12 protein-coding genes are annotated in these 14,044 nt (G+C 46.8%); 8 read left to right on the top strand and 4 right to left on the bottom strand.

The features are described 5' to 3' along the window. Positions 1 to 399 (top strand): HipA domain-containing protein (locus FEK42_RS21870; protein ID WP_138211973.1); only part of this gene is annotated, 399 nt, incomplete at its 5' end. Between the two features lie 198 nt (positions 400 to 597). On the opposite strand, the gene FEK42_RS21865 is transcribed toward FEK42_RS21870, so the two are convergent. The 4 genes from FEK42_RS21865 to FEK42_RS21850 form a co-directional block, all read right to left on the bottom strand. Then, entirely contained in the window at positions 598 to 1,950 is a 1,353-nt protein-coding gene (locus FEK42_RS21865; protein ID WP_000347609.1) for an SIR2 family protein, read from the bottom strand. A gap of 214 nt (positions 1,951 to 2,164) precedes the next feature. Continuing rightward, positions 2,165 to 3,565, bottom strand: coding sequence for an ISNCY family transposase (locus tag FEK42_RS21860; protein ID WP_135492648.1), 1,401 nt, complete (start codon positions 3,563 to 3,565; stop codon positions 2,165 to 2,167). Between the two features lie 217 nt (positions 3,566 to 3,782). Then, positions 3,783 to 5,129, bottom strand: coding sequence for an ISNCY family transposase (locus FEK42_RS21855; protein ID WP_130219576.1), 1,347 nt, complete (start codon positions 5,127 to 5,129; stop codon positions 3,783 to 3,785). Between the two features lie 357 nt (positions 5,130 to 5,486). Beyond that, on the bottom strand, positions 5,487 to 6,536 hold the full coding sequence (locus FEK42_RS21850) for an alpha/beta hydrolase (RefSeq protein WP_131161696.1): 1,050 nt from the start codon (positions 6,534 to 6,536) through the stop codon (positions 5,487 to 5,489). 486 nt (positions 6,537 to 7,022) lie between these two features. Between FEK42_RS21850 and FEK42_RS21845 the strand changes: the two genes are divergently transcribed. The 7 genes from FEK42_RS21845 to FEK42_RS21815 all read left to right on the top strand — a co-directional run bounded on the left by FEK42_RS21845 (position 7,023) and on the right by FEK42_RS21815 (position 13,834). Continuing rightward, a complete protein-coding gene (locus FEK42_RS21845) occupies positions 7,023 to 7,751 on the top strand; it encodes an AEC family transporter (protein ID WP_240783110.1) in 729 nt (242 codons plus the stop codon). Between the two features lie 249 nt (positions 7,752 to 8,000). Beyond that, positions 8,001 to 9,134, top strand: a complete 1,134-nt coding sequence (locus FEK42_RS21840) for an alpha/beta fold hydrolase (RefSeq protein WP_135492647.1) — start codon at positions 8,001 to 8,003, stop codon at positions 9,132 to 9,134. Positions 9,135 to 9,174: 40 nt separating this feature from the next. Further along, positions 9,175 to 9,855, top strand: a complete 681-nt coding sequence (locus tag FEK42_RS21835) for a heavy metal response regulator transcription factor (protein WP_138211972.1) — start codon at positions 9,175 to 9,177, stop codon at positions 9,853 to 9,855. A 15-nt stretch (positions 9,856 to 9,870) separates the two neighbouring features. Beyond that, a complete protein-coding gene (locus tag FEK42_RS21830) occupies positions 9,871 to 11,328 on the top strand; it encodes a heavy metal sensor histidine kinase (protein ID WP_135406653.1) in 1,458 nt (485 codons plus the stop codon). Between the two features lie 64 nt (positions 11,329 to 11,392). Further along, positions 11,393 to 11,872, top strand: a complete 480-nt coding sequence (locus FEK42_RS21825) for a cupin domain-containing protein (RefSeq protein WP_138211971.1) — start codon at positions 11,393 to 11,395, stop codon at positions 11,870 to 11,872. Further along, on the top strand, positions 11,850 to 12,611 hold the full coding sequence (locus tag FEK42_RS21820; RefSeq protein ID WP_135492645.1) for a carboxymuconolactone decarboxylase family protein: 762 nt from the start codon (positions 11,850 to 11,852) through the stop codon (positions 12,609 to 12,611). Before FEK42_RS21825 ends, FEK42_RS21820 begins: the two co-directional genes overlap by 23 nt. A 158-nt stretch (positions 12,612 to 12,769) precedes the next feature. Continuing rightward, positions 12,770 to 13,834, top strand: coding sequence for an alpha/beta fold hydrolase (locus FEK42_RS21815; RefSeq protein WP_135492644.1), 1,065 nt, complete (start codon positions 12,770 to 12,772; stop codon positions 13,832 to 13,834). Positions 13,835 to 14,044 lie beyond the last annotated feature (210 nt).

The raw sequence follows: 14,044 nt of genomic DNA, 5'->3' as shown, positions 1-14,044 counted from the left end.
GACGGCCATGCGAAAAATTTTTCGGTTTTTATCCAGGCCGGTGGCAGTTATCGACTCACGCCATTTTACGACATCATTTCAGCATTTCCGGTATTGGGTGGCGCGGGAATACACATCAGCGATCTCAAACTGGCAATGGGGCTTAACGCATCCAAAGGCAGAAAAACGGCAATCGATAAAATTTATCCGCGACATTTTTTGGCGACAGCAAAGGCGCTGAAATTCCCGGAAGTGCAGATGCATGAAATCCTGAGTGACTTTGCCAGAATGATTCCCGCAGCACTGGATAACGTGAAGACTTCATTACCGGCAGATTTTCCGGAGAATGTTGTGACGGCAATTGAAACCAATGTGTTGAGGTTGCACGGTCGGTTAAGCCGAGAATACGGAATTAAGTGAGATGTGGGGTTTGGTCGTTGCTAATGAGCAGGACAATCATGACCGCTAAAGACTAGATTTTTCCTTTGTTTATGTTTGTCAAAGCTCAGTGAAAATGTCTAATCACTGGCTCATTAGAAATGTCCATATGTTGAAAAGGCCGCTGCGAAAATCCCTCCCGCAGTGGCCTCTTTAGCATAACGTCATTATGCGAACCAATTATGGTTTGAGTTTATACTTCTGACCATTAATGATTTTTTTGATTAACTCGAATGCAGCGGGGGAATATTTATGAACACCTTCCTTCCCCGTTTTCACTAGCACATGATAGTTATTATCTGAGGATTTAATATTAAAACCAGTTTCCTTGTGTATTCTTTCTAATACTTTATGGACGTAATGCCAAGATCCCATATCAAGTAATTTTGCAAGTTCAGATATGGTGTAGGGATAGCTTGCGTTAAGTGCTTGCCCATTATTTAACTCTGCAATTCCATAAAGTTTCGCTAACACGTTATCTTGCTCAGCAATGTTCTTAAGCATTTCAAAATCATATGGAAGCTCTTGTTTTACAAGAGATTGAGAGGCAAATGTATAGGTTCTGGCTAATAGCGCCCTGACTAATTTTGGGTTAACACTGATTTCTGGCGTATTTGACGATAGGGCATCATAAATCCAACCGAAATCATTGGCATAGATCACTTTGATTCGGATGCTTTTATTTTCACCAACACCAATCAAAATCTCTTTCTGGTGTGAACCTGTACCTTCACATTCTGGACTAAAGGAAACCAAATAAATATTCGGAATCAAAGCGTTATTCGGCGCAATTATCTCATCAATATCAGACAGGATGGCTTTAATATTCTCATCATTAATACTATAGCCAATGAAGAACAACGGATGCTCGACGAAATATGTTAAAAGTTTTGCACTGATATACTTTTTACGCTTATAAAACTCAACATAATCTTCATTTGTTATAATGATGCTTTCTGGTTCTTTACTACTGCCGTGAATCTTCATGATTTCACCGTATGTAGTATAGTTAACAGTCACAACATTATGGCCAACTATCGGTTGGTAGTTATCAAATATCTTTTCAAGCAGATCGTCATAGTTTGTTGTAATAATGGCATGGGGCCTTACTTTTTTTAACTTTTCAATTTCTTCAGTGTACTCCATTGCTGAAAAATCAACCGAGTCTGAAAGGTTATTCAACAATGTTGCAATCTCATGCTTGATATATATATCTTTAGAGCTTTTTCCATTGAAATACTGTTCAGGATAACGAGATGTCCCCACATCCCAAGCCCACTCAGCGTATGACTCAGAAAAATCACTTGCTATCAATGGCTTATTGTCATTTCTTGTTTGACTGTAGTAACCATACGGGCGAGTGATTAATGGGCAAGTTTCAGCGAGATACTTTAACAGGTTTTCCCAATCAGGAGCTTTCAAGTAGCGTTGAGATACCCCTGCACCCATAAAGAGAATTGGCTGTACCTGTAAACCTTCAAGACATGATTTGATATCTTCAATTATTTCTGTCTGATATTCAGAGAAGTCCATACTTTAGCCTTTAGGATGTGAGATGCTGGAGTAGTAAATCGCCGCGGAGCGGTTCGGGGGTCTGTGACACCCGAATTTTACCTCGGTTTCCTTTGTATATAATATCATTGAAGTTATTTGCATTTCTCAGAAATCTTCTCTGGCTTTGATTGCAATAGCCGAAAGATAGCGCACACATCTCCGTTGGTCAGTGAGTACGAGGTTTCCGCCAAGTTCACCTTTTACCAAAGATGGCCTCAGAGCTTCCCTGAAGCTTTATCATGGCTTCTAGTAGGTCATCTTCGTTCAGTGAGCGCTGGGATTTGTTGATACTAGGGGCGTGCCGTCTGCGGGAAGGCTCATCACCAGAACAAGGTAACGATTGTGAGCGATTATTGTCCCGTTTTCTCTGGATCTGACGGGCAACATCCAACACATGGCCAAGTCTCTTGTTATCCACAATGGCGACGGGATCAACCTCAGAAAGCCGGTCATAGGTGGAGTAGGGCAGCAGTACGCCATTTAGTCGCAGCTCCTTATGTCCGTCAGGGTAATGCCAGACATCAATATACTTGCCGATGGCTCTTCGACTGTACTCGTTGTCCTCAATCAGATAGAGCATTTTATCGTATTGTACAGTCAGATTTTTTGATACCCGGCGAGGCTCTCGCCAGGTAAATTCTGCATCAAGGTCATCGTCTAATGCCAGCGGCCGGTGTGCGTTAAAATCATGCAAGGGTTCTTTGGCAAAGCGCCGGTTATAATCCGCCATGTATTCTTCTGCAAATGCGTTGGCCGCTTCTATCGTACAGATCCCCTTAAGCCTGAGCTCCTTAACCAGTCGGTCCTGAAGTGTCAAATGAGCACGTTCAACGCGGCCTTTTGCCTGGCTGGTTTCAGCACATAAAGGAGTAATATTAAGGCAGCGCATGGCCCTGGCAAACTGGGTTTCGCCGGGACCGGTGGTGGCGTGCTTATTATTGACTCTGAATACGCTGGCTTTATCGCTGTAGAGGATCATCGGTTTACCGTATTTCTCGATATAGCCACGTGTAGCTTCAAAATAGGCAAATGTGGACTCAGATTTCACAAACAGCAGGTGCATCAGGCGACTGGTGGCATCGTCAACATAGACCAGGGCAGTACAGGGTCGACCCCGGTTTTCAAACCAGTGGTGGTCGCAGCCATCAATTTGTATCAGCTCGCCAGTACAAGGCCGCCGGTAACGAGGCTGATGAATTTTCGGTGCGCGTTGTCTGCGGGGGATCCAGAGTCCGGCCTTTATCATGAGACGTCGGATGGTTTCCTTTCCAAGGACCAGACCGTGAACTTCCTCCAGCTTTTCCCGCGCCAGCGTGGGGCCAAAATCACGGTAGTGCTCTCGGATTATACTGAGTGCCTGATCTGTCAGTGACGCTGGCAACAGACGGTTACCAGTGCGGCCACGACTCTGGTTGTTCATGCCAAGCGGCCCAGACTGGCGATAACGTTTGAGCAGACGGCTGCAATGACGTGGCGTGATGCCCAGCATTTCGGCAGCCTGTCCAGAACGGAGATTGCGAACGATGACATCCTGAAGGATTTTGAGGCGATTGATTTCTTTCACGGTGAACATTCCGGCGTCATGTATAGCCATAGAAAACTCCTCATCAGGAAAAAGTGAGTCGTTGTCTAGACATACGGATCTGAGAAACTATAGCCTGGACATTCCAATGAGCCACAAATAGACATTAGCATTGAGCCTCTACAATGTTTGTTATTGCAAGATTAAAAAGTCACCTGTTTTAACCAGTTTTAAATGTCACCTGAAGTGACATGAAAGCACAGATAAAAAGTCCAAACAGAGCAGGGGGCTAGCGTTTCAAACTGGCCCGGAACTCTTCAGGATTAGCCAGTACCGGGTTAATGGCCCTGAGTTGCTCCTGAACCCGGGCCTGTGCCCGTCTTTTGGGCATCTTTTTACTTCGGTCCCGCTTCCCAGCCCGCTCCAGATCATCCATCTTATCCTGAGCCAGTTTCAGTACGGCACCAAGCCGCTTGTTATCAACGATTTGCCCCTGGTCGATGCATTCCAGTTTGTCGAAGACCTGATAATTGAGTGAACGGTAGCCGTATTTAAATGCCAAAGTGCCGTCCGGGTAATCGTAAACTGTGATCTTTTCGCCCGCAATTCTGGTATTTTCTTCTGTAGGTTCAACAAGATATATCATCTTATCGTAACGGAACGTCAGCGTTTTCGACAGCTTACGTGATTCCTGCCAGGCAAAAATATCATCCAGCTCTTCGTTGCTTTCAGCCACGGGTCGGTGCAGATCTTTGGGGTATTTTGCTGGTCTTGCGAAGCGACGATTGAAGTCAGCAATGAAGGTATCCAGCCAGGCATTGGCTTCCTCGATGCTGCTGATGCCTTCGAGGCGCATTTCCTTGATAAGCCTGTCCTGAAGTGTCTGATTTGCTCGCTCCACGCGACCTTTAGCCTGTGGACTGTTGGCACAAATCAGCCCGATCCCCAGTTCAGAAAGTACACGGCCAAATTGCGTAACACCGGTCGTGGTAGAACCACCATTATTGACCCTGAAAATACCGTGCTTATCACTGTAAAACGCCAGGGGTTTGCCGTGTTGCTCAAGATACTCACGAGTGGCCATCATGTAATCAAAGGCTGATTCAGTCTCACCAAAGCGCAGGTGCATCAGGCGGCCAGTAGCGTCATCAATAAAGACGAGCAGGCAGCATTTCGGCGCACGTCCTTCAAACCAGTCATGCGGGGACCCATCGATCTGAACAAGTTCTCCGAGACAGTCACGCCGGTATCTGGGTTGGTGAACACGAGGCCTGCGACGTGAGTATGGAACCCAGAGTCCATCAGCCGTCATCCATTTTCTGAGCGTTTCAACAGACACCATGATGTTATGGCGTTCGCGCAATTTTTCTGCGGCAAGTGTGGGTCCAAAGTCGCTGTAGTGATCGTGAAGTAAAGAAAGAACACGCAGCTTAAGTGACTCAGGAAGCCTGTGATTACCGGGGCGTCCACGCCGAAGGTTTGCCAGTCCTGCAGCGCCAGACTCACGAAAGCGATTCATCAGACGCTGCGTCTGACGTTCGGTCAGAGCAAGTTGGTGTGCAGCGTCACGACGGCGCATGCGCTTTTCGACAACTGACTGAATGACATTAATCCTGTGCAGTTCTTTATCTGACATGGTCACTAGCATCCTGATGTCTCCATGGCACAAAGGCTTGATCCTTTATGCCATAAAAAGTGACATCACTAAATGGGTTAAAAGTGACATTAGAATATTGTAGTTACAACCTTAGTGCGCATAATGTATATTATGTTAAATGACGAATTGGATTGGATAAGCAACGCCTTACACCCACGTCTCGCCTCGTAGAGTCAGCAAATGACTACCCTATTGTCGGAATCTTGATTCCCCAGGATGCAGTAGCTCTCTTTCGATTTTCTAACTACCTCGCCAACTTGTTTTTTTAAAGTGGAAAATGGCTACAGTTGATGGATGTCCCCCAGCCTTTACGGCTGGGGATCCCCTGGAGGGTAACTAGATATTCTTATGGAAGAAAACGTCTAACTTTTGCGTCGCCTGGTCAACGTATTCTGGCACCCAATATGTCTCAATGTGGGTAGCACCATCGATCAGGAAGAGCTCTTTATCCTTCGTACCGGTAGCTTTAGCGAACGCATCTTTAGTCATATAGAGCGTATCCGCTTTGGAACCGGCAATCATTAGCAGAGGTTTATTGATCAGGTTGATATGGTCCGTCACGTCAAAGTTCATCAAGTCTAACAGACTGCTCGTGGTGTATTTAAACGTTGAGTTTGGATGTGCGTGGGTTTTCCAGTAGTACTCGTAGCCCTGGCGATATAACGCAAAAGGTAATTTAGCGATCTGTTCATCAGTCAGGTTGGCATCACCGGAGTAAAGCACTTCGCCACCGGCCACTTCCTGAGCTCGTGCATCTGAAGCCTGCTGAAGACGTTGTTGAATAGTATCCAACTGTGAATCCTGCATACCATTGCGCCGTACAAGTCCTGAATTAAACATGCTAATGGTTGCAATCGATTTGAATCGTTTGTCCGTCTCGGCGGCAGCAAGTGAATACCCTCCTCCCCCGCAAATCCCCAACAAACCAATACGGGAGCTATCAACACCGGGATACTGGCTGATGAAATCAGCCATACCGTGGATATCTTCAATACGATTCGCAGGTTTGTCTACGTTACGTGGCAGCCCTCCGCTGGCCCCCTGATAAGCAGCATCGGCGGCGATGGTAATATATCCGTGTTCAGCCAGGCGTTGGGCATATAATCCGGCGACCTGCTCTTTTACGCCACCATTAGGGTGAGCCACCACTATTGCCGGATATTTTTTCGCAGGGTCATAGTTAGCAGGTGTATACACATTCGCTGCAATCTGAATGCCATGCAGATCATATTTCACAGGATGGATATTGACCTTACCTGCGACATTTTCGGTGATAGCCCCGTCATAGACGAGAGTAAACGGGTTCTTTTTGTAATCTGCTGCATTTGCTGAAGTGATACCGACGACTGCCGTCATCAGCATTGCACTTAAAAGTGTCAATTTCATGGTTTCTCCCGATAAAAATGCGTGTTCATAAGGCAACCGAGATGGAACATTCAGACACAGAGTAGAGAGAAAAAGCTGTCAGTATCATGACCGTTAAATAACATTTTTGTCAGGAAGTCCCCAGCTCATCGTGTTTTCCGTTGAGGACGGTTGAAATACGCTTTCCCGGGTCTGATTTATGAATCAGGCTGATTAACCCTATCGGTAAAGCTCTCTCAAATGAACATAAATATGTTGCTATACTCTAAATAATTCGAGTTGCAGGAAGGCGACAAGCGAGTGAATCCCCAGGAGCTTACATAAGTCTGGGGTGAGCGAACGCAGACGCAGCACATGCAACTTGAAGTATGACGAGTATATACTCATTCTGACTTAAGCGGCCGTGATATACCCCGTATAAAATAAGTCACTCATAACATTTCGACGAATAAAATTCGCAGCGTCTTGGTTGATAACTATTATATATACCATGACAAGGATATTAATATGGCGACACTTGAGCAACTTATTATTTTCTTTCTTCTTATTGGTATTGGCGTTATAGCACGTAAAGTGGGAGTTATTACACCGGGAAACACGCCCCAACTCACATCTCTTGTTTTTAATTTTGCGATGCCAGCTATTATACTTTCCGGGGTTACGACTGACCAGCCACATATTTCCGGAAAGGAACTTTCCATCGTACTTACATCCGCATTCACTACGCTTATTTTACTGATTATTTGCAGTCGTATGCTGGCAAGAGTTTTACGCTATGAAAGAGAATACTATGGTGTGATTACTGTCATGACAACATTTACTAATGTTTCCATGATGGGGATCCCAATGATATATTCTTTATATGGCGCCAAAGCCATGATTTATATTACTGTCTTTTTACTCCCATATAACTTATTGTTCTTTTCATATGGTTATTACTGCATGAAAGACCAGAGTGGTAATGCTGAAACCCTTAGCTTGAAAAATATGTTAAACGTTATCAATCCGGGGATTGTTGCCTGTATTCTTGCTTTGCTTTTATATATTTCAAATGTGCATATTCCTTACATCATTGCACAACCAATAAAAATGCTGGGCGCAATAACTGGCCCGGTTTCAATGCTACTGATAGGCTCATTCCTGTTAGATATCGAATGGAAATCTGTTTTTAAAGATGTGAAAGTATGGATATTCATTTTTTTTAAATGGTCATCATTCCGCTTGTTATTATATTAATAATGAAGTTATTCATTAACGATGGGCTACTGTTGGGCGTCCTGCTTGCTGCGGTAGCAACGCCAGCTGGTGCAGGAACGCCCTTATTGGCTCAGATGTTAAATAAAAAAGTTTATCCGTTAGCTCTTAAAGGTGCGACATTAACCACACTGGTGTCACTTATTACGATGCCTCTCGTGGCAATGATGACGGGTATTGGATAAACCAGGAACGCTATTTTAAACCATAATAAAACATCAGAGATAATATATGAACCATAACACTCCATTCAAAAAAACGGTCGGTAATATCTTGTTGTCCGGACTAATATTTGCCGTTTCTGGTTGCGCAACGCACAGCATTCAGAGCCAAAGTACAGAACCGCATATTGTATTACAAACTCAGGGAAGTTTTGCTGTGGGAGGCACAACAGTCAAGCATTCAGGAACATTTTCAGAACAAAATTTTCTCTCCCCTCATGGTCAAACCGCTTATGGCGATCATGCTTATGTCTTCTACCAAATTCCGGTAAATGCACATAAATATCCGCTGGTCTTCCAGCATGGCGGTGCTCAAACAAAAAGAACATGGGAAAGTACACCAGATGGACGCGATGGATTTCAGAATATTTTTCTGAAAAAAAATTATAGTGTTTATCTCGTTGATCAACCACGCATGGGTGAAGCCGGTTTATCGACCAAAGATGATGTGGGTAAAAATCCCTGGGCGGGCAATCCTATGTATGCCGACAAGACGTTTTTTCTGTTGTCCCGTGTTGGCAATGAACAGGGTGTTTTTAAAAATTCGCAGTTCCCTGACAATCCTGCAAGTATTGAAGCATTCCAGCGTTCCTGGAATCCCTATTCAGGAGAACTTGATAATGACCTGAATGCGAAAACACTTGCACAGTTATTTGAAAAAATTGGTCAGGGTATTTTAATCACTCACTCGATGGGCGGCACTATTGGCTGGAGAACGCCCTTTTATACCGACAAGGTAAAAGCCATTGTTGCTTATGAGCCAGGCGGAACACCATTTATCTTCCCGGAAAATGAGATGCCAGCACCGGTGAAGACGACATTTGCACCATTGAGCGCTTCCGCGATGGGAGTTCCCATGAACGAGTTTCTCAAACTCACGCGAATCCCAATCGTTATCTATTATGGCGATTTTATTGCTGAAAAACCGGATGCTGCCGTTGGCCCGGATAAATGGAGAAGTGAATATGAAATGGCAAAGCAATTTGTCAAGACAGTTAATCGTCACGGTGGAGACGCCACCCTTGTCCATCTTCCTGATATTGGCATCAAAGGCAATTCTCATTTCCTGATGGCGGAAAAGAATAATCAGGAGATTGCCGGAATACTGGCATCGTGGTTACACGATAAAGGACTCGATAAATAAATCAGCACACTAAAGCCATAGATGTAGAGGGATGGATAATATGCGCCTTTTAATTATAGAAGATGAAGAGAAAACATCGACGTATATCAGTCGTGCATTAAAAGAATCGGGGTTCATCGTTGATATTTCAGCCGATGGCGCTGAAGGGCTTCATTACGCGCTGGAATTAGACTACGACGCGATAATTCTTGATGTGATGCTACCCGGAATGGATGGTTATCAGGTGCTGGAAGGCGTACGGGCCAGAAAACAGACCCCCGTGCTGATGCTGTCAGCCAGGGGATCGGTTGACGAACGCGTCAAAGGGCTTCGTCTGGGCGCAGATGATTATCTCCCTAAACCCTTCTCACTCATCGAATTGGTGGCGCGTATTCAGGCCTTGGTGCGTCGCCGCCCTACTGATGGCGCAGACATCACTCAACTTCACATTCAGGATCTGCATCTGGACTTACTGGCGCGCAGGGTATTTCGCGGTGGAACGAGACTGGAACTGACCGCAAAAGAATTTTCCCTGCTGAGTCTGCTCGCTCGTCATCAGGGAGAGATTTTGTCAAAGATGATGATTGCTGAACAAATCTGGGACATGAATTTTGATAGTGATGCCAATGTAGTTGAAGTCGCCATTAAACGTTTACGCGCCAAAGTTGATGCCCCATTCGACGTTAAGCTACTTCATACCGTGCGCGGCATGGGGTATGTCCTCGAAGTCCGGCCTGAGTAAATAAAGAGGATAAGCATGGTTAAGCGTTCTATCTCTGTCCACCTGGCGCTGATGTTTGCTTTATCTGCGCTGCTGATTGTTTCCGTAATTGGCATCCTGCTCAGAAGCTCTTTGCATGATTCCTTGCAAAAACAGATGCACAACGAACTGTTGTTCAGGGAATCATTGATGAGCCCGTGGATCACCGCGCGAACCTCGGCCGATGGTTGGTCCACGCTTGCCAATAAATTCACCGTATTAGCCAACTCCGAAGGTGAGCGTGTTCGCTACTGGATTGTCAGCGATAACCCGCGTTTTAGCGTGGGAGGAATGCCACCGGTGGGAGTTCAGTGGTCTTCTTTACGGGAGGGATTTAATAAAGTACCCGGCACATCAGAAAGCGCATGTTCACTGTTTTTGTTAGTGAAAACGATCCCGGCAAACGGTGAAAGACCTGAGTTACGTTATGTGGTCGCCATTGATTCCACGCCGTACATGGGAACGCTCAATGCCTTTACGCGGACACTGCTGATCATTGCGGCTCTGGGCGTAGCGATCGTTGCCCTGCTGGGCTACGTTGTTTCAAAGATTGGCCTGCGTCCGGTGGGTATGCTCAGTAAGCAGGCGCAACATCTCGCCCCTGGGGACCATAGACAGCGACTGGACGCCAGAGCCTTACCCGAAGAGTTACAACAACTGGCCTCATCATTTAATGGCGTGCTGGAGCGCCAGGAAATCGCCTGGCGGCAACTCGAAAGTTTTAATGCCGATGTTGCTCATGAACTCCGCACGCCGCTGACTAACCTGATTGGCCAGACGCAACTGGGGCTATCACGACGACGCTCTCATGAGGAACTGGAAGAATTACTGGGCTCGAATCTGGAAGAACTTGAACGTATGACGTCCATCGTCAATGACATGCTGTTCCTGTCTCATGCCCACGCGGGAGAACATGCTTCTCAGCTTACACAAGTCTCCTTGCGAGAAGAAACCCTTAAGACAGCAGAATATGTCGAGCCCTCATTTACTGAAAAACAGCTTTCGTTGGATGTTGAAGGCGATGTTACTGCGTTTATCGATCGGCGGCTGTTCCACCGCTCACTGGCCAATTTACTGGAAAATAGCGCAAGACATTCCCTTTCCAATAGCACTATTACTGTGCGCTTAAGCGAAAGGGATAATCAGGCCTGTGTTGAAGTTTCCAATCCAGGCAATCCGATAGCACCAGAACACTTACATCGGCTTTTTGAGCGGTTTTATCGCATCGACACCTCACGAGCAAGGAGTGATGCCCATCATGGGTTGGGCCTGTCGATCGTGCGTGCCGTCGCTATTATGCACCAGGGTGATGTCTTTGCCCGTAGTGAAGGCGGCATCAATACATTTGGCCTCACTTTTGCGCTGAAAGCGGATAAAACGGTGAGCAATGCGCCTTCAGGCACTGAGTCTGGAGCAACGTTAACTGACAAAATTGTCAGCGAGGCGTCAGCCTGACGACATGTCCGTCTGAATAGAATCATTGTCTCCCCTCCTGTCACCGTAGATAAGGACGCGTTGTATGATCAGACAGTTACATTACCTTGGGCTACTACTGCCTCTCTTCACAACTTCATCATGGGCTGCGGAGCAAAATTCCACTGTCCATATCGCCCCCGCCGGAAGCCAGACTGCGGTGTACGGCTCGACGGAGAATTTTACCGGTCGTGTCCGGGTTGATCCTCTGTTCAACGCTGACAACAACATCCGTGTTTCCGCGGCTTATGTCACCTTTGAACCTGGTGCCCGCTCCGCCTGGCATACGCATCCAGCAGGTCAGCGACTGATTGTGACCTCTGGTGTTGGACTCACCCAACAAGAAGGCAAGCCGGTGCAGGTGATCCGTGCTGGCGATGTTGTCTCTTGTCCGGCGGACGTTAAACACTGGCATGGGGCAGCCCCCGGTAGTGCGATGACACATCTGGCAATAACCGGCGTGGTGGATGGCAAAAGCGTTAACTGGAAGGAGTTAGTGACAGATGAACAATACCACGCCCATTAAGATATTAACGGCAGCGGTACTGCTCACCTTTGGTTTTGCGCTTACCGCAAATGCTGCGCTCATCAATAAAGGAGTTACCGAAATGAATCATGAATATACGGTTTCAGATACGCTGTCAGCTCGCCAGCATGCCATTCCGTTGATTGCCGCATCAATGGCCAGCAGTCAGATGGATAAGCTGAATGCAGCGCTTAATCAAGGACTTGATACAGGACTCACGATAAACGAAGCTAAAGAAATTCTCATCCAGCTCTATGCCTATACGGGATTCCCCCGCAGCCTGAATGCACTGAATGAGCTGATGAAAGTCGTCGAAACACGTAAACAACGTGGCATCGAAGACATTGAAGGTAAAGCGCCGATCGCCCCGATTCCCGTCGGGGATGAGCTTCGCCGTGTCGGTACCGCAAACCAGACGAAAATCTCAGGCGCGCCTGTTCAGGGGCCACTGTTTGATTTTGCGCCAACAATAAATCAATTCCTGCAAACACATCTGTTCGGCGATATTTTCGCTCGCGATAACCTCGACTGGCAAAGCCGTGAACTGGCAACAGTTGGCGCATTAGCCGCTACGCCAGGCGTTGAAGCCCAGTTACTGTCACATACGCGAGCAAGTATGCGAGTCGGTCTGACGGCAGCGCAGTTACGACAGTTAGCACAGGTTCTGCGTGAACATGGCGACAATGATGCAGCCACAAGAGCTGAAGAGGCACTGCGAAAAGCGCTTGAGAACAAATAGAGACGGTCGTCATGCAGACTCTCCCCCTGGTCAGTGCACATACGTGATTCATCCTCTGCATTTATGAATCCGCCAAATAAAGGCAATCAAGGGGGAGAAATAATTAACGCTGGCAACTCAGATATGATTAAACGGCAACCATAACAGAGGATGTAATTTTGAAAACGGTCTTAAAAATGCTGGCCATCTGCATGATGGCAGGAGGCCTGGGGGCGCAGTCTGTATACGCCGAACCATTGGTCATTCAGGAGCAAGGAAGTTTTTCTGCCGGAGGCACCATCATCACCGCCCCGGGAACATTTGATGCGAAAAAGGCGCTGGACTCTGCAGGTCAAACTTATCATGGCGATCATGCGTCGGTGTTCTATCAAATACCGGAGAATCCGCATAAATATCCCATAGTTATGCTGCATGGCGCGGGCCAGTCTTCCCGTACCTGGGAAAGTACGCCGGATGGTCGAGAAGGGTTCCAGAACATATTCCTGCGCCGCGGATTCTCCACGTATATTGTCGATCAGCCGCGTCGGGGTGATGCCGGACGTACCACTGTAGAAGGTACGGTTACACCAAAACCTGATGAGCAGATGTGGTTTAACCAGTTCCGTGTTGGCGTGTGGCCAGAGTATTTTAAAGGCGTCCAGTTTTCCCACGACAAAGAGGCACTAAATCAGTATTTCCGCCAGATGACTCCGAATACAGGGCCATTTGATGTCAATGTCATCTCTGATGCGATGTCTGCCGTAGTGGATAAATCAGGCCCGGCAATCCTCTTTACTCACTCTCAGGGGGGGGGACCAGGCTGGTATACCGCGATGAAAAACAACAAGGTCAAAGCCATTGTCGCCTTCGAGCCAGGCAGCGGTTTTGTGTTCCCGGAAAAAGAACTCCCTGCCCCTATGCCAAGTGCGTTCGACACGCTGAAGGGTGAATCCGTGCCAATGGAACAGTTTATGGCGCTGACTAAAATCCCGATTTTGATTATTTACGGCGATAACATACCGGATAAACCTGTAGCTATGCCCGCACAGGACAGCTGGCGAGTACGGCTGGCAATGGCGCGTAAGTGGCGTGACGTGGTTAACAAGCATGGTGGGGATGTGACGGTGACGCATCTGCCTGAGGCTGGAATCAGAGGTAATACCCACTTCCCGTTTTCCGACCTGAATAATGTGCAGATCGCTGATTTGGTGAGTCGGTTTTTGAAAGAGAAAAATCTGCAATAGCCATTTTAGAAGATCACCTTAAACGTTTAATAGAGCGCCTAACCTTCAGTGGGCGCTCATCGTATTGTGTAGCTTTTTCTGATGGAGATTCACAGCCTCGAAGATGTTTGCTCTGTTCACTGCTGTATCAAGCTTTCAACGTTACTGAAGCGCTGGCCTTCGCCGTATTAAAGCGCACTGACCTACAGGCGTGCAGTGAAAAAGGTCATT

The organism is Escherichia sp. E2748 (assembly GCF_005781125.1).
Classification (GTDB): Bacteria; Pseudomonadota; Gammaproteobacteria; order Enterobacterales; family Enterobacteriaceae; genus Escherichia.
This window is presented reverse-complemented; position numbering and strand designations above follow the sequence as displayed.